The 16,442-nt window shown below is 66.7% G+C and carries 17 protein-coding genes; 12 read left to right on the top strand and 5 right to left on the bottom strand.

All coding sequences use genetic code 11. The features are described 5' to 3' along the window. Positions 1–25: 25 nt before the first annotated feature. Positions 26–1,066, bottom strand: a complete 1,041-nt coding sequence (locus WCL10_RS10195; RefSeq protein WP_336895524.1) for an alcohol dehydrogenase family protein — start codon at positions 1,064–1,066, stop codon at positions 26–28. After that, positions 1,063–1,800 carry an SDR family oxidoreductase gene (locus WCL10_RS10190; protein ID WP_336895523.1) on the bottom strand — a complete coding sequence of 246 codons (738 nt, stop codon included), beginning with the start codon at positions 1,798–1,800 and terminating at the stop codon, positions 1,063–1,065. Before WCL10_RS10190 ends, WCL10_RS10195 begins: the two co-directional genes overlap by 4 nt. Positions 1,801–2,001: 201 nt before the next feature. On the opposite strand from WCL10_RS10190, the gene WCL10_RS10185 reads away from it, so the two are divergent. Continuing rightward, positions 2,002–2,406, top strand: a complete 405-nt coding sequence (locus WCL10_RS10185; RefSeq protein WP_336895522.1) for a hypothetical protein — start codon at positions 2,002–2,004, stop codon at positions 2,404–2,406. Positions 2,407–2,412: 6 nt separating this feature from the next. Here the strand turns inward: WCL10_RS10185 and queF are convergent, their stop codons facing one another. Further along, complete coding sequence (queF, locus tag WCL10_RS10180) at positions 2,413–2,874, bottom strand: preQ(1) synthase (protein ID WP_336895521.1); 462 nt, start codon at positions 2,872–2,874, stop codon at positions 2,413–2,415. A gap of 369 nt (positions 2,875–3,243) precedes the next feature. Here queF and sseA point away from each other — a divergent pair, with 369 nt between their 5' ends. The 11 genes from sseA (at position 3,244) to WCL10_RS10125 (ending at position 14,313) form a co-directional block, all read left to right on the top strand. Further along, positions 3,244–4,089 carry a 3-mercaptopyruvate sulfurtransferase gene (gene sseA, locus WCL10_RS10175; RefSeq protein ID WP_336895520.1) on the top strand — a complete coding sequence of 282 codons (846 nt, stop codon included), beginning with the start codon at positions 3,244–3,246 and terminating at the stop codon, positions 4,087–4,089. Positions 4,090–4,570: 481 nt separating this feature from the next. Continuing rightward, entirely contained in the window at positions 4,571–5,800 is a 1,230-nt protein-coding gene (metC, locus tag WCL10_RS10170; RefSeq protein ID WP_336895519.1) for a cystathionine beta-lyase, read from the top strand. Further along, entirely contained in the window at positions 5,797–6,732 is a 936-nt protein-coding gene (locus WCL10_RS10165; RefSeq protein ID WP_336895518.1) for a mechanosensitive ion channel domain-containing protein, read from the top strand. The genes metC and WCL10_RS10165 overlap by 4 nt, the downstream gene beginning before the upstream one ends. 190 nt (positions 6,733–6,922) lie before the next feature. Next, the gene (gene cobA, locus WCL10_RS10160) at positions 6,923–7,693 is read left to right on the top strand and encodes a uroporphyrinogen-III C-methyltransferase (protein WP_336895517.1); all 771 of its coding nucleotides are present in this window, start codon (positions 6,923–6,925) and stop codon (positions 7,691–7,693) included. Further along, the gene (locus WCL10_RS10155) at positions 7,690–7,986 is read left to right on the top strand and encodes a DUF2849 domain-containing protein (protein ID WP_336895516.1); all 297 of its coding nucleotides are present in this window, start codon (positions 7,690–7,692) and stop codon (positions 7,984–7,986) included. The genes cobA and WCL10_RS10155 overlap by 4 nt, the downstream gene beginning before the upstream one ends. Positions 7,987–7,988: 2 nt before the next feature. Next, a complete protein-coding gene (locus WCL10_RS10150) occupies positions 7,989–9,623 on the top strand; it encodes a nitrite/sulfite reductase (RefSeq protein ID WP_336895515.1) in 1,635 nt (544 codons plus the stop codon). After that, positions 9,616–10,047, top strand: a complete 432-nt coding sequence (locus WCL10_RS10145; protein ID WP_336895514.1) for a DUF934 domain-containing protein — start codon at positions 9,616–9,618, stop codon at positions 10,045–10,047. Before WCL10_RS10150 ends, WCL10_RS10145 begins: the two co-directional genes overlap by 8 nt. Then, on the top strand, positions 10,037–10,843 hold the full coding sequence (locus WCL10_RS10140) for a phosphoadenylyl-sulfate reductase (protein WP_336895513.1): 807 nt from the start codon (positions 10,037–10,039) through the stop codon (positions 10,841–10,843). The genes WCL10_RS10145 and WCL10_RS10140 overlap by 11 nt, the downstream gene beginning before the upstream one ends. A gap of 191 nt (positions 10,844–11,034) precedes the next feature. Continuing rightward, complete coding sequence (locus WCL10_RS10135; RefSeq protein ID WP_336895512.1) at positions 11,035–11,385, top strand: DUF393 domain-containing protein; 351 nt, start codon at positions 11,035–11,037, stop codon at positions 11,383–11,385. Continuing rightward, positions 11,382–12,722, top strand: a complete 1,341-nt coding sequence (locus WCL10_RS10130; RefSeq protein ID WP_336895511.1) for an AarF/ABC1/UbiB kinase family protein — start codon at positions 11,382–11,384, stop codon at positions 12,720–12,722. Before WCL10_RS10135 ends, WCL10_RS10130 begins: the two co-directional genes overlap by 4 nt. A gap of 97 nt (positions 12,723–12,819) precedes the next feature. Next, positions 12,820–14,313 (top strand): M10 family metallopeptidase, encoded by a 1,494-nt coding sequence (locus WCL10_RS10125; RefSeq protein WP_336895510.1) that lies wholly within the window; start codon positions 12,820–12,822, stop codon positions 14,311–14,313. Here the strand turns inward: WCL10_RS10125 and WCL10_RS10120 are convergent. Continuing rightward, positions 14,306–15,259 (bottom strand): NAD(P)-dependent oxidoreductase, encoded by a 954-nt coding sequence (locus tag WCL10_RS10120; RefSeq protein WP_336895509.1) that lies wholly within the window; start codon positions 15,257–15,259, stop codon positions 14,306–14,308. The genes WCL10_RS10125 and WCL10_RS10120 overlap by 8 nt on opposite strands. Beyond that, the gene (proB, locus tag WCL10_RS10115) at positions 15,256–16,389 is read right to left on the bottom strand and encodes a glutamate 5-kinase (RefSeq protein ID WP_336895508.1); all 1,134 of its coding nucleotides are present in this window, start codon (positions 16,387–16,389) and stop codon (positions 15,256–15,258) included. Before proB ends, WCL10_RS10120 begins: the two co-directional genes overlap by 4 nt. Positions 16,390–16,442 lie beyond the last annotated feature (53 nt).

The following is a 16,442-nucleotide window of genomic DNA, read 5'->3' as shown; positions in this document are numbered from 1 at the left end:
TCGCAATGACGAGATCTGGGAGAGATCAATCCGGCGTCAGCACCATCTTCAGCGCGCCCGCCTCGCGCGCGTCGAACAGGCGGTAGGCCTCCGCGCCTTCGCTGAGCGGCATGCGGTGGGTGATCGTGCGTTCCGGTTTCAGGCGGCCGGACTTGACGAGCGGGAACAGCGCGGGGAGTTCCTCCGGCACCGAGCACGTGCCGATGCGGAAGGTAAGGCCGGCGGCGAAGGCGCGTTCCAGCGGGAAGGCGAAGCGGCGTGACTGCTGGACGCCGATGACCGAGACGGTGCCGCGCGGGCGCACGAGGCGCATGGCAAAATCGACCGTCGCGTCGCTGCCGACGACTTCAACCACACAATCGAGCTTGCGGCCCTTGGTGTCTGCCTTGATGCGTTCGAGGGCTTCGTCCGGGTGGAGGGTGATGGCGCCGGATAGTTCGGCCATGGCGCGGCGTTCGGGGATCGGGTCGATGGCGTAGACCACGTGCGCGCCCATCACCCAGGCGCTCTCGACGGCCATCAGGCCGATGGGGCCAAGGCCGATCACCGCGACTGAACTACCGGGGCGGATATCGGCCTGCCGCGCGCCGAACCACGCTGTGGCGAGCGCGTCGGTCATCATCAGGGCCTGATCCTCGCTTACGCCTTCAGGGATGGCGACGGCGTTCGCATCGGCGGCGGGGACGCGCACGGCTTCGGCCTGCGAACCTTGCAGACGAGCGGAAAGGCCGTAGCAGGCGCTGGCATTGAATTCGCAGGTGTGGACCACGCCGGCAAGGCACGAGCGGCAGCGCCCGCAGCCGACGGCCGCGGGGATCATGACCATATCGCCCACCTTGTGGCGCCGGACCGCGCTGCCGACTTCGACGATCTCGCCCACCGCCTCGTGGCCGACGCAGAAGCCCTTGTCCTCCGAGAAGCCGTGGCCGTGGTAGATGTGGAGGTCCGAACCGCAGATCGAACAGGCAGTGACGCGCACCACGGCATCGGCGGGGGACTGTGGCGCGGGATCGTCCATGCTTTCGTAGCGGACATCGCGCGCGCCGTAGTAGCGGAGCGCCTTCACAGCGTCAGCCCTCCATCGACGATCAGCGTCTGCCCGGTGACATAGGCGGCGAGCGGGGAGGCGAGGAAAAGGACGGCGCCGGCCATGTCCTCGGGCGTGCCGAGGCGGCCTTGCGGGATGCGGGCAAGCGAGCCGGCGAGACGTTCGGGGTGCTGGGTGGTGACCTTGGTGAGTTTGGTATCGACGAGGCCGGGGGCAATGCCGTTCACGCGGACGCCCTCGGCCGCGAAGGCATTGGCGAGCGTGCGGGTAAGGCTGACGGCGCCCGCCTTGGAAGCGGCATAGGCGGGGTTGCCGACATTGGCGCCGTAGGCCGCGACCGAGCTGACGGTGACGATGCTGCCCCTCGTCTCGGCAAGCGCGGCGCGGAACTTCTGGGCGCAGTGCATCAGGCTGTCGAGATTGATCGCCATGACCTTGTCCCACCCCGGCCGCGCAAACTCGCCGCGCTTGTAGACGACGGTGCCCTGGCTGAGGACGAGGACGTCGAGGCCATCAAAAGGGGCAGGCGCGGCTTCGATCGCGTCGGGATCGGCAACATCGACACAGCTGTATCCTAGACCCGTGAGATCGGAGCCTTCGGCGGGATCGTAGTCTTCCGCCCGGGCGCGCGTGCCCCAGACGTGGACTGCCGCGCCGCGCATGCGAAAGCCGTGGGCGATGCCATTGCCGATGCCGCTCGATCCGCCGACCACGAGCACGCGCTTGCCGGTGAAATCGGTGTCGCCTGTCATTACCATCTCTCCCAGAGCCGGTTCGCCCCGTGTGGCATCCTAGGGAGACGCGGCGCGGCGGCGCAAGGGGCTGTGGTGCCCTGTGCATCGCTGTTCATGAAAATGGCCCTTAACATGAACAGAAGCCAACGACACATTCAGGCTCATGCCACGGCGAATCAGGCACATTGTCTTCATCGGCACCAGTGAAGGGGTACGACGATGAAGAACTTGACCAAGATCACGATGGCAGCGCTGGCTCTGGGCAGCGCGGTGGTGGCAGCGGCTCCGGCGAGCGCGCAGGACTGGCGTGGCGGCTACGGCAACACCTGGCGCAGCCCGCGCGAGCAGGGCCAGATCAACCGCTACCTCGTCGACAGCACCTGCTCGGGCCAGCGCGGCTACATGGTGGAGAACCGCCTGCGGCTCGAGGTCAATCGCGGGACGATAGACCGCTGGACTGCTCGGCGCATCCAGACCGCGATCGACGATCTGCAGGATCAGGAGCGCCACGAATGCCGCGAACGCGACTTTTCCTCGGCGCGCGAGATCGGCAAGGATTACATCCGCGTCCGCGCCTGGATCGATCAGGAATCGGGCAATTACCGGGGCTACTGGCGGCGTTGAACCCGCTCAACCGCGGCCGCGATAGGGCGCAACCCCCTGCTCGGGCAGCCACAGGTGCTCGGGCGGGGGGCCGCTTTGCCAGAACACGTCGATTGGAATGCCGCCGCGCGGATACCAGTAGCCGCCGATGCGCAGCCAGCGTGGCTGCATTTCGGCAAACAGACGCTGGCCGATGCCCACCGTCACATCCTCGTGAAACCCTGCGTGGTTGCGGAACGAGCCGAGGAACAGCTTGAGCGACTTGGATTCGACAATGATTTCGCCGGGCGCGTAGTCGATCATGATGTGCGCGAAATCGGGCTGGCCGGTAACCGGGCAGAGCGAGGTGAATTCGGGCGCGGCAAAGCGCACGAGAAACAGCGATCCGGCGCGCGGATTGGGCACATAATCGAGCACGGCCTCTTCCGGCGAGGCGGGCAGGCTGCTGGTCTGGCCGAGGTGGAGAGGGGTGGCGCCGATTTCGGTCATGCGTGGTCCTTTCGAGGCCGCGCCTTTGCACCGGCGCGGGCGGCGGGGCAAGCGGGCAGAAAAGGAAGGGGGTTTCGCGCAGAGCCCGCAGAGGAAGCAGAGACGCAGAGAGGGTGTGCTGGCGGCAAAGCCGCTTTGTGGACTCGGGCGGCGCGCAAAGCGCTGCGAAAGAGCGAGAGGGCGGCTGCGCCGCAAGAATGACATCTCTGCGCCTCTGCTTCCTCTGCGGGCTCTGCGCGAAACGCCTTGAACCTTCTCTGCGCTCTCTGCGCGAAACGCCTCTTCGTTCTTGATGCACTTGCACAGCGCGACTAGTCTCACTCTCAAGGACCCGCAGAGACGGGCCGCATGCAGGACGGAGCTGACCCCATGGATTGCCTGGTCTCGACCCAGTGGCTCGCCGGCGAGCTGGGCGCGAGTGATCTGCGCATCGTGGATGCGAGCGCATTCCTGCCCGAGCACGGCCGCGATCCGGCTCTCGAATATGAGGCGTGCCATATTCCGGGCGCGGTTTTCATGAACCTTGCCGAGCTGACCGATCCCGCCCGGCCGGGGCTGAACATGCTGCCCAGCGCCGAGCGTTTCGCCAGCCGGATGCAGAGCCTGGGGCTGGGCGATGGCAGCCGCATCGTGGTCTACGACGATAGCCCGGTGAAGACCGCGACGCGCGCGTGGTTCATGCTGACGATGTTCGGCGCGACCAATGTCGCGCTGCTCGACGGCGGGATCGCCAAGTGGAAAGCGGAAGGGCGCAAGTGCGCGCAGGGGCGCGAGACGCTGCGCCACCGCCACTTCACCGTGTGGAGCGACGACCGCTCCGTCCGCTCCAAGGCCGATGTGCTGGCGAACCTCGAGAGCCACCGCGAACTGGTGGTAGATGCGCGGGGCGCCGGGCGCTTCACCGGCGAGGTGCCCGAAGTGAAGCCCGGCCTTGCCAGCGGCCACATCCCGGGCGCGCGCAACGTGCCCTATGCCAGCCTGTTCCGCCCCGACGGGACATGGAAAAACGTCGCCGAAATCCGCGCGGCATTCGAGGCGGCAGGCGTCGATCTGACCCGTCCGCTGATCACCAGCTGCGGATCGGGCGTGACCGCCAATGTCCTGATCTTTGCCGCGCATCTGATCGGCAAGGACGACGTGGCGCTGTACGATGGCAGCTGGAGCGAATGGGGCGCCGATCCCGAGACGCCGAAAGAGACGGGGGCGGCGGCGTAGAGGGGCGATGGCTGGCTTTTCACCGATGGAATGGTTGAGACGCCTGCGCGGGCAAGCCCGGACGAACCCGCTGGTTGGCAAGGCTTATCGCACGGTCAGGACTCTTTACAGCTCGGACTGAAGGCGCAGCGCCGAAATCCTCAAGTTCCGCTGGGGCAAGACTTACCTGCAAGAAAGCGAATGGGTCGAGGGAACGACTTTTGCGCCTCGCCATGAAGGCAGGCTCGTTGGCCCATTTGCTTCCCCACTTGCTGCCGAACGCTTCATCATCGCGACAGACTGGTTCAACGGGCCTGCGTGAAGAGCAGAGTTTCATACATCTTCGTCATTGCGAGCGCAGCGAAGCAATCCAGAGCGGATGTGCAAGACCGCTCTGGATTGCTTCGTCGCTTCGCTCCTCGCAATGACGAGGTTTTGGGGTTTTGGTGTATCGGCAGCAGGACAGATTCCCTTTCCAGCGAATTCCGCCTAAGGCTGCCGCATGGCTGACCATGACAATGAGACCCACGGAACCGGCACCAGGCTTGTCGGCGCAGGCCGGCGCGCGGAATGGACGGGGACGGCGGAGCATCCCGGCGCGGTGGTCAATCCGCCGGTCTATCGGGCGAGCACGCATCTCTATCCCGATATGGCGGCGCTGCGCGCGCATCCTGCCAACGAGGACGGGAAGTTCTATTATGGCCGCCGCGGCGCGCCGACGCAGTGGGCGCTGTCCGAAGCGCTGACAGCGCTGGAGCCCGGGGCGGAAGGCACGGTGCTTTATCCTTCGGGCGTGGCGGCGATCATGGGCGCGCTGCTCACGGTTCTGCGGCCGGGCGATGTGCTGTTGATGACCGACAATGCCTATGAACCGAGCCGGGCAATGGGGCGCGGGCTGCTGAGGGACTTCGGCGTGGAAACGCGCTGGTTCGATCCAGCGGATGTGGACGGGTTTGCGGCGGCAATCTGTGATCGCACAAAGGCCGTTTTGCTGGAATCGCCGGGCAGCCTGACCATGGAAGTCTGCGATGTGCCTGCCCTTGCCGCTGCCGCGAAAGCGCGCGGGGTGACAGTGGTGCTGGACAATACCTGGGCCTCCCCGCTCGGATTTCCAGCGCTGGCGCGCGGCGCGGATATCGCGATCATGAGCCTGACCAAGCACGTCGGCGGGCATTCCGATGTAATGATGGGCAGCGCCAGCGCAGGGCCGGATTGGTATCGCAAGCTGCGCATCCGGGCGCAGGGATTGGGCAATGTCGTCTCGCCCGACGATGCCGCGCTGATGCTGCGGGGGCTGCGCACGATGGGTCTGCGGCTGGCGCAAGAGACGGTCTCGGCACTGGCGGTGGCGCAGTGGCTGGCTGGGCGGCCGGAAGTGGCCAAAGTGCTCTGCCCGATGCTGCCGGGATCACCGGGGCATGCGCTGTGGCAGCGCGATTTCACCGGCGGCTGCGGGCTGCTGAGCTTTGTGTTGAAGGGTGGCACCTCGGCGGCCCGTGACGCGCTGATCGATGCGCTGGCGCTGTTCGGCATCGGCTTCTCGTGGGGCGGGTTCGAGAGTCTGGCGACGCCGGTCGATCCGGCGCCGATCCGCACCGCGAGCGCCTGGCCCTTGCCGGGGCTTGATGCGGGGGACCGGTTCGGGGTGCGGCTTTCGATTGGTCTTGAGGATACCGCCGATCTGATTGCCGATCTGCATAACGCGCTGGGCGTATGGGGTGCCGCAGAATGAGCACCTGGTCGAAACTGCGGCATCAGATCAACCTGCAGATCAACGAATGGGCCGCCTCGCTTGACGATGTGGGCTTCGACGTAGGCGGCACGCATATCTCGCTGTTCAACGCGGTTTGGATGATCTTCGTCGTCATCGCGGTGATCGTGTTCGGGCGGGTGGTCAGCCGGATCGGGCGGCGCGCGGTGCGCAGCATGCGCGGCCTCGACGGGACACAGCGCGCGCTGGGCGAGAAGCTGATGACCGTGGTGGTGTGGAGCGCTGCGGTGCTCGTCGGCATCGACGCCATGGGCATCAATCTCACCACGCTGACGGTGTTTTCCGGCGCGTTCGGCCTTGCGGTCGGCTTTGGCCTGCAGAAGACCTTCGGCAACCTGGTCGCGGGCGTGATCCTGCTGATGGACCGCTCGATCAAGCCGGGCGACGTGATCGCGGTGAACGACACCAAGGGCAGCACCTTCGGCGTTGTCAACCGGATCGGCGTGCGCGCGATCACCGTGCTGACGCGCGACGACCGCGAGATCCTGATTCCCAACGAAATCCTGATGACCACGCAAGTGGAGAACTGGTCGCATTCCTCGAACGTGGTGGGGATCACGATTCCGGTGAACGTGGCCTATGGTAGCGACCTCGATCTGGCAGAAAAGCTGCTGCTGGAAGCCGCGTTGACGGTGCCGCGCGTGCTGAAGGGCCCCGAGCCTTCGATCCTGCTCGACGCCTTCGGGCCGAGCGCGATCCAGCTCCTCATCTACATCTCGATCGACGACCCGGAGAACGGCGTAGGCAACGTGCGCTCCGACGTTTTGAAAGCGGCGTGGCATGCGCTGCAAGGAAGCGGGGTGAGCATTCCGCTGCCGCAGTCGGACGTGACCCTGAGAGATTCGGATGGGCTGCGGTTGCTTGCGGAAGCTTTGAAGGGGCGTGGCAGTTAGGCGAAGTGGGCGTATTGCCGCCTGCCCACCCCCGACCCCTCCCGCAAGCGGGAGGGGGTACTGGCGCTGACTAGCTCTCCCCTCCCGCTTGCGGGAGGGGTCGGGGGTGGGCCGCCCGCTAAAGCTTACCTAGCATGGTCCCTAGCATTCCTCGCTGGCGATTGCCGGGCGCAAGCACCATCTGGCGCCCATGAGCAATGCGCCCAACAGAATCGGAACCGTTTATCTCGTGGGCGCAGGCCCGGGGGATCCGGACCTTCTGACGCTGCGTGCGGCGCGGCTCCTTGGCTCCGCTGGGCTCGTCGTACATGACGGGCTGGTCGATCCGGCAATCATGGCGATGGTTCCCGCAGACGCGCGGCTGGTTTCGGTCGCGAAGAGCCGCGCGCGGCACACGATGCAGCAGGACGATATCAACGCGCTGCTGGTGCGCGAAGCGCTGGCCGGGCACGATGTGGTGCGGCTCAAGGGCGGCGATCCGTTTATCTTCGGGCGCGGCGGTGAGGAGGCGGAGGCCTGCCATGCGGCGGGCGTGCCGGTTCAGGTCGTGCCGGGCGTGAGCGCGGCGCTGGGTGCGGCGGCAGCGGCGCAGATTCCGCTGACGCACCGCGAGAACGCTTCGATCGTCAGCTTCGTGGCCGGGCAGTGCAAGGGTCTGGCGGATCAGAACTGGGCAGGCCTTGCCGGTGTCGGCCGCACGCTGGTGATCTACATGGGCGTCGCGACGAGCGATGCGATTGCCGAGAAGCTGATGGCCGACGGCCTTGCGCCCGACATGCCGGTCGCGGTCGTCGAGAACGCGGCGCGGCCGCAGATGCGCGTGCTGCGCGGGGCGCTGGCCGGGCTTGGCGCGCTGGTGACGGAGGAGCGGGTGAAGAGCCCTGCCCTCATCGTGATCGGCGAAGTGACCGCGCGCGAGCGGCAAAACGAACTTGTGAAGCTGGCGGAGAGCGCGGCGTGAAGATTTTGACGGGGAATGATCTGGCATCCGGCGATGTCGTCTGGTGGGACGGCAAGGGCTGGTCGCGCGATGTGAATGATGCGGTGGACGTGGGCGATCAGGACGCGGCGATCCTTGCCGCCGAGGAAGCCGCGCTGCGTGTGAACGCCTGCTATGCGATTGCCGCGACGCAGACCGCCGAGGGCGTTCGCCCCGCGCATATCAAGGACCGCATCCGGGCGCTTGGCCCCACAGTCCGGCTCGACCTTTCCCTCCGCCCCGGCGATCCCGATGCCGCGAAGCAGGTGATCTGAACATGTACCAGTATGACCAGTATGATCAGGCGATGGTCGATGCCCGCGTGGAGGAATTCCGTGGGCAAGTGGCGCGGCGCATGGCGGGCGAGATCACCGAGGACCAGTTCAAGCCGCTGCGGTTGAAGAACGGGCTCTATCTGCAGCTCCATGCCTATATGCTGCGTGTTGCCATTCCCTATGGCACGCTGAACGGGCGGCAGATGCGGCTGCTGGGCGATATCGCGGACAAGTATGACCGCGGCTATGGCCATTTCACCACGCGGCAGAACATCCAGTACAACTGGATCAAGCTGGAAGATGCGCCGGATATCCTCGCCGATCTGGCGACGGTCGAGATGCATGCCATCCAGACCAGCGGCAACTGCATCCGCAACATCAGCTCGGATCATTTTGCCGGGGCGGCGGCGGACGAGCTGGTCGATCCGCGCCCCTATGCCGAACTGCTGCGCCAGTGGTCCACGTTCCATCCGGAATTCGATTACCTGCCGCGCAAGTTCAAGATCGCGGTGATCGCGAGCGATACGGACCGCGCGGCGATGCGGCTGCATGATATCGGCATCCAGATCGTGAAGAACGAGGCCGGCGAGATCGGCGCGCGCTTCTACGTGGGCGGCGGCATGGGCCGCACCCCGATGATCGCACCGGTGATCCGCGATTTCGTGCCCGCGCTGCAGATGGTGAGCTACGCCGAGGCGTGCCTTCGCGTTTACAACCGCTATGGCCGCCGCGACAACAAGTACAAGGCGCGGATCAAGATCCTCGTCCACGAGATCGGCGCGGACGAATACCGCCGGCAGGTGGAGGAGGAGTTTGCGCATATCCTGACGCTGGGGCTCGAACCGCCGGCGGCGGAGCTGCAACGTATCCAGGGTTTCTTCACCGATCCGGGCCTCGAGAGCGGCCTTTCGGACGAAGTGGACCGCAGCGATCCCGATTTCGCGCTGTGGCTCGATCAGAACACGGCGCCGCACAAGCAGCCGGGCTACGTGGCGGTCGTTATCAGCCTCAAGCCGACGGGCGGCATTCCCGGGGATGCGAGCGCCGACCAGATCCGCCTGATGGGCGACCTGGGCACGGCCTACAGCCTCGACGAACTGCGCGTGACGCACACGCAGAACATCGTGCTGCCGCATGTGAAGAAGGCTGACCTCTACACGCTGTGGCAGAAGCTTGATGCGGCGGGGCTCGGCAGCCCCAACCTCGATCTGATCAGCGATATCATCGCCTGCCCGGGGCTCGATTACTGCAGCCTCGCCAATGCGCGCTCGATCCCGCTGGCGCAGAAGATCTCGCAGCGCTTCGCCGATATGGACCGCCAGCGCGATCTGGGTGAGCTCAAGGTCAAGATCTCGGGCTGCATCAATGCCTGCGGGCACCACCATGCCGGGCACATCGGCATTCTGGGCGTCGACCGGAAGGGCACCGAGAACTACCAGCTCTCGTTCGGTGGCAGCGAGGCGGCGGACACGTCGTTGGGCGTGATCACCGGGCCGGGCTTCAGCGAGGACGGCGTGGTCGAGGCGCTGGAGAAGGCAACCGATGTCTATCTGGCACAGCGCGCCGACGGCGAGCGCTTCCTCGATACCTACCGCCGCATCGGCATGGCCCCGTTCAAGGAGGCGATTTATGGGTGAGACCCTTCTGCGCTACCGCAACGACGCGGCATCGGGCGCCCCGGTGCTGTCGCTGGCGGATTTTCTGGCTTCCGACAATGCGGCTGCGGTGCGGATCGAACCGGCCGAGGATGCGCGCGCGCTGCTGCCGCATCTGGGCCGCATCGCGCTCGTCGAGGTGAACTTCCCGGCCTATGGCGACGGGCGCGGCTATTCCTCCGCGCGGATCCTGCGCGAGGAAGGCTACACCGGCGAACTGCGCGCTTGCGGCGATGTACTGCTCGATCAGCTGAGCCACATGAAGCGTTGCGGCTTCGATGCCTTTGCCCCGGTCAAGCCGATTGCGGCGGATGCGGCAGCGAAGGCGATTGCGACCTGGCCCGAGGTTTATCAGAAGACGGTGGACGGCCGGTCGCCCATCTGGGCCCTGCGCCATGGCCTCTAACGAAGCCCGGGCTGCCGACCGGATCGAGACCGGACCGCGCTTTACCGAGAGTGATGCGATCCGGCTCAACAACCTGTTTCGCGGCACCGATACGCCCGAAATGCTGCGCAGCGTCCTCAAGGACAAGCTGATCGGCGATGTTGCGGTCGTCTCCAGCTTCGGCGCGGAAAGCGCGGTCTTGCTGCATCTGATTGCCGAGGTCGACAAGGCGATCCCGGTGATCTTCCTCGAAACGCACAAGCATTTCCCGGAAACGATCGCCTATCGCGATGCGCTGGTGGCGCATCTGGGGCTGACGAACCTGCTGATTGTCGAGCCCGATGCCTCACTGCTGGAAGCCAAGGACGGCAATGGCCTGCGCTGGTCGTGGGACCCGGACGGCTGCTGCGAAATCCGCAAGGTTCAGCCGCTGGCGCGCGCGCTATCCGCATTCGATGCCTCGGTCAGCGGACGCAAGGGGTTTCAGTCCTCGACGCGCGCGGGCCTGCCGCGCTTTGAAATCGACCGGACCGATGCGGAAGGGCGGCTGAAGTTCAATCCGCTCGCTTCGTGGAGCCCGGAGGACATCGAGGCCCACATGGTGCAGCACGCCCTGCCGCGCCATCCTCTGGTCGAGCTGGGCTACCCTTCGATCGGCTGCGCCCCCTGCACCAGCAAGGTCGCACCGGGCGAGGACCCGCGTTCGGGCCGCTGGAAGGGCTGGGACAAGGTGGAATGCGGCATCCACGTGCCGGGTTCGCCCGACAGCAACACGACTGATGGCGAGCTGCCGCCGGGGTATGATCCGGCGTTTTGAGGGGCAGACCCTCTACCACCATCGTCATTGCGAGCGCAGCGAAGCAATCCAGAGCAGTTATGCATGACGCTCTGGATTGCTTCGCTGCGCTCGCAATGACGAGAGGGGTTTTGAGCAGGTTGGGGTGCTGCAAGGCAGCCTCACCTATGAGCACCTTGCGGGCGCGTGGTCGCAGGGCCTAGGCGCTCACCATGCCTCCTCCCCCGCTCACTGTCTGGTATGATGGCGCCTGCCCGCTCTGCACCCGCGAGATCGCGCTGATGCGGCGGCTGAACCGTGCGGGGCGGATCGAGTTCGTGGACGTGGCGGAGCCTGATGCGAGCTGTCCGATCGATCCGGCGGTGCTGCTGGCGCGGTTTCACGCGCGGGAGGACGGCGTGTTGCTGAGCGGCGCGGCGGCCTTTGCGGCGATGTGGCGGGCTATCCCGGTGCTGCGTCCGTTGGGGCTGCTGGCGCGCAATCGCCGCGTGCTTGGTGCGCTGGAATGGGCTTATGTGCGCTTCCTTCGGGTACGCCCGGCATTACAGAGGCTGGCACGATGAGCGATGACCGTTACCGCAAGGTCCCGACAAGCCGCCTCTCGCGCTTTTCCGCGTTTGGCCAGCTGGCTGGCGGTGTCGCGGGCGGCGTGATCGCCGAGGGCGCCAAGCGGTTGGCTCGCGGGGAGCGGCCGGCGATGTCGGACTTGCTGCTCACGCCCGCCAACGCGACGCGCGTGACCGAGCAGCTTTCCCGGCTGCGCGGCGCGGCGATGAAGCTGGGGCAGATGATCTCGCTCGACGCAGGCGATCTGCTCCCGGCCGAGCTCACGACAATCCTCGCGCGGCTGCGCGATGCGGCCCACTTCATGCCGCCCAAGCAATTGCAGCAGGTTCTCGCCGCAAGCTGGGGCGCGGACTGGCGGCGGCGCTTTGCCCGGTTCGAGACGACGCCGATTGCTGCCGCCTCGATCGGCCAGGTCCACCGCGCGGTTATGCACGATGGGCGCACAGTGGCGGTCAAGGTGCAGTATCCGGGCATTGCCGCAAGCATCGATGCCGATATCGACAATGTCGCGACCCTGCTGCGGGTTTCCGGCCTGCTGCCCAAGTCGCTCGATATCACCCCGCTGCTGGCAGAAGCGAAACGCCAACTGCACGAGGAGGCCGACTACTTGCGCGAGGCCGAGCAGATGCGCCGCTATGGCGCGATGCTCGCGGGCGAGGAGCAGTTCCTTGTCCCCGCGCCGGTAGATGAACTGACCGGGCCGGGCGTGCTGACGATGGACTTCATCGCCGCGCGCCCGATCGATACGCTGGCCGACGCGCCGCAGGACGTGCGCGACCGGGTGATGGGCGCGATGCTTGATCTGGTGCTGCGTGAACTGTTCGAATTCGGTTTCATGCAGACCGATCCGAACTTTGCCAATTACCGCTGGCAGCCTGAGACGGGGCGTGTGGTGCTGCTTGATTTCGGCGCGGCGCGGGGCGTGCCTGAAGAGACGCAGGCAGCCTATGCGCGGATGATGCAGGCTGGGCTGGCCGGCGATCCGGCCGAGCTGAAACGCCGCATCTGCGAGGTGGGATTTGCCTCCGAGGAGCAGCTTGCGCGGCATGGGGCGGCGTTTGAAGGCGTGATCGGGGTGATCCTCGAGCACGTCAACAAGGCGGAAATCTTCGACTTTGCCGACCGCAGCTTCGTCGCCCGCCTGCGCGATTTCGGCGAGCCGGTAGCGCAGGACCGCGACACCTGGCATCTGCCGCCGATGGACACGCTGTTCGTGCAGCGCAAGGTGAGCGGCACCGCGCTGCTGGCGGTGCGGATGAAGGCGCGCCTGCCCTTGCAGGCCATGGTTGCCGCGCGGGTCGGAGGGCCGGCCAAGGCGGTCGAAGCGGCCTGATCGTCCCGCATTCGGACGGTGGCGCATTGCCCCCGGCGATTGTTCGCAAGGTTCGGTACCGGTAAAGACATAGACCGCGCAGCACGAGCTTTGAACAATGGCCACCGAGAGGACCATCCCGGTCTTCACTGACTTTCAGATCCTGACGGCGCTGAAAACCAATTGGGGCGGCAGCGCGCAAGGGACAACGCGCAGCTTTGCGGGCACGCACGTGACCTACAGCGTGCCTGGCACCGCGCCTTTCGATGTGTTCGGCGGATCGGTGGAGTCAGCGGGATTTGTCGCCCCGAGCACGGCGGCGGTGACCTACGCCGCGCTGGCCTTCGAGCTTTGGGACGACCTCATCGCCATCGATCTCGATCCGGTGACCGACCCCAAGGCAGCAATCACCGTGGCGTTTTCAAGCACGACCAAAGGCGGCGGGATCTATGCGCTGAATCATCTGGTCACGGCGCCCGGCGGCGCGGTCACCAAGGCGAAGATCATGGATGCGGGCCGCGTATGGCTCAATCCCGCATGGCCCGAATTCCAGCAATGGACCTATGGCGAGCGCGGGCTGGAAGCGCTGCTGCACGAGATCGGCCATGCGCTGGGGCTGTCGCATCCGGCACCCTATGATGTGGCCGATACCGTCACGCCGACATATGCCGCGAACGCCGGCTTTACCAAGGACACGCTGCGCTGGACGGTCATGTCGTACTTCGCGGCGAACGCGGATGATCCGCGCGTGGACCGCACCGGCGGCGGGCTGACGAGCGACGTGACGCATGACGGGATCAATGCCGCAACGCCGCTGCTATACGATATCCTCGCCATCCAGACGCTCTATGGCGCCGACAAGACGACGCGCCCGGGCGACGACACCTATGGCTTCAACATGAAGCTGAGCGGTCCGACACGGCCTGTGTTCGATTTCAACCTCAATCCGGACCCGGTGATCGCGATCTACGATGCCGGGGGCGTGAATACGCTGGACGCAAGCGGTTATGCCACGAACCAGCGGATCAACCTGCAGCCCGGCGGGATTTCCGACATCGGCAACCTGACCCAGAACGTGGCGATCGCCTTCAACACGCTGATTGCGAATGCCGTGGGCGGCAGCGGCAATGATGCGATCACCGGCAATGGTGCGAACAACCGCCTGCAGGGCGGTGCGGGCGGCGATCTGATCCGCGGCGGCCTGGGCACGGACACGCTGGAGGGTGGGGCAGGCAACGACAAGCTGATCGGCAATGCGGGCGATGACCGGTTGATCGGCGGCACTGGGGTGGACCGGCTGATCGGCGGGGCAGGAAGAGATACCTTCGTGTTCGATGCGCTCCCGACCTCAGCCAGAGAGCGCGACGTGATCGGCGATTTCGTCAGCGGCAGCGACCATATCGAACTGTCGCGCGCGGCGTTTGCCGGGGTCTTGCCGGGTGAACTGGTGCTGGGCGCTGTGGCGGAGCATCCGGGTGACCATCTGCTCTACAATCAGGCGAGCGGGCTGCTGCTTTATGATGCGGACGGTTCGGGCGTGGGGGCTGCAGTGGAGATCGCGGTGCTGACAGGCAAGCCGATGCTCGCCGCCGTTGATATCCTGCTTATTTGAGCCAACCGGCCTCGCGGTACCACGCGGCCGTGGCGTGGAGCCCCTCGCGCGTGTCGATACGCGGCCGCCACAAGTCCCTCGGCGGCAGAGCGCCCTCGCCCACCGTCCAGTCCGGATGGCAGATATAGCGCGCGCGGTCGGGCGTCAGCTTGGCCTTGCGGCCGCGCAGCAGCCGGTCGGCCCGCGCGGCAAAGCCGACCATGCCCGGCGAGAGCGAGAGCGCGCGCACCGGCCGGTCCTTGCGCCCCTCGCCGTTGACCGCCGCACCGATGGCGTGGGCAAGGCGCACATGAGTCCAGCCGCCCGGCTCGCCGTCGTCGGGCTCGAACACCATACGCGTCACATCCTCGCCGCTCGGCAGCAGCGCGAGCAGCAGTTCGGCAAGATCAGCGACATGGATCACCGAAAGGCGCCCCGGCGGCGGCAGCGGCACGATCCCCCGCCGGGCCAGGCGGAACAGCTCAAGCATTTCGGTATCGCGCGGGCCGAACACGGCGGGCGGGCGCACCACGCTCCAATCCAGCCCGGAGGCGCGCACCAGCTTCTCGCCGCGCAGCTTCGAGGCGCCATACATCGACAGATCCGGCTCGCGCGCGGCGAGTGAGGAGACGTGGATCAGGCGCTGCACCCCGGCGCCATGCGCGGCCTCGATTACGCGCAGGGTCCCCTGCACGTTGCCTTCCTCGAACCCGGCGGCATCAGGCGCGTTCACCACCCCGGCGATGTGGATCACCGCGCTGGCGCCGGTCATGAGCAGGCGGAGCGCGGTCGTGTCGGCCAGATCGCCTGCGATCCACTCCACCCCGCCGCGCAGGCGCTGCTTGCGCCGGGTGAGCGCGCGTACCTCGATCCGGTGGCGCGCGGCGGCGAGCAGCACCGCCTGCCCTACAAACCCGGTCACGCCGGTCAGGGCGACAAGATCGCCGCGCTCGTTCTCGGCCCTCACAGCATCACCAACTGGTCGCGGTGGATCAGCGCGGAGCGCGGGGCATAGCCGAGCAGCGCCTCGTGCTCGGCCGAGGGGTGGCCCATGAGCGCAGCGCATTCGCCAGCGTCATACTCGCTGAGGCCGCGCGCGAGGACCGCGCCATCAGGGCCAAGCACGGCAATCGCATCGCCCCGCGCAAACGCGCCCTCGACCTGGGTAACACCTGCGGCAAGCAGGCTGGAACCGCGCGAGAGGGCGGCAGCAGCGCCCTGATCGACCGTGACGGCACCCTTCATGCGCAGTTTACCGCCGAGCCATGCCTTGCGCGCGCGGGCCTTGCCGGGCGGGCAGAACAGGGTGCCGCGCGCTTCGGCAAGGGCGGCGGCAACGGGGCTATCCGGGCGCCCGTCGATGATTGCGAGAGCGATCCCGGCAAGGCCTGCGATTTCGGCGGCCTGAAGCTTGGAAGTCATCCCGCCCGAGCCGAGGCCCGAGGAAGAACCGCCTGTCGCCATGGCGTGGATTTCCGGCGTGACGCCGCGCACCACCGGCACCCGGATGGCACCTTCGAGGCGCGGGTCGCGGTCGTAGAGGCCGTCGATATCGGAGAGGAGCAGCACGGCGCTGGCACCCGCCGCTTGGCCGACGCGGGCGGCGAGGCGGTCGTTGTCGCCAAAGCGGATTTCCTCGGTAGCAACCGTGTCGTTCTCGTTGATCACCGGCACCGCGCCCGAGGCGAGCAGCGTACCCAGCGTGGCGGTCACGTTGAGATAGCGGCGGCGGTCTTCGAGGTCTTCCAGCGTGAGCAGCACCTGCGCCGCGATCAGGCCATGCGCGGCGAGGAGTTCGGCCCAGAGGCCCGCGAGCGCGATCTGACCGACAGCGGCGGCGGCTTGCGCATCGGCGAGGCTGCCCCTGCCCCCGCGCGCAAGGCCAAGCTTGCGCGCGCCCAAGGCGATGGCGCCCGATGAGACCACGATCACATCCTGTCCACGCCCACGCGCCGCCGCGATTTCCGCCACCAATGCGGTCAGCCATTCGCGCCGCGGCGCTCCGTCCGCCCCCACGAGGAGCGCCGAACCGACCTTGAACACCACGCGCGGCGCGGCGGCAGGGTCGGTCAGCTGCGAGAGGTGTTCGATCGCCATCGTGCCAGCCGCTTAGGGGAAATGGCCGAGTACGGGAAGGGGCCAGCCTCCCC

Origin of the sequence: Novosphingobium sp. (genome assembly GCF_037133355.1) — a bacterium.
GTDB lineage: Bacteria > Pseudomonadota > Alphaproteobacteria > Sphingomonadales > Sphingomonadaceae > Novosphingobium.
Note: the sequence above shows the minus strand (reverse complement) of the source record. Positions and strands in the feature narration are given on the sequence as shown.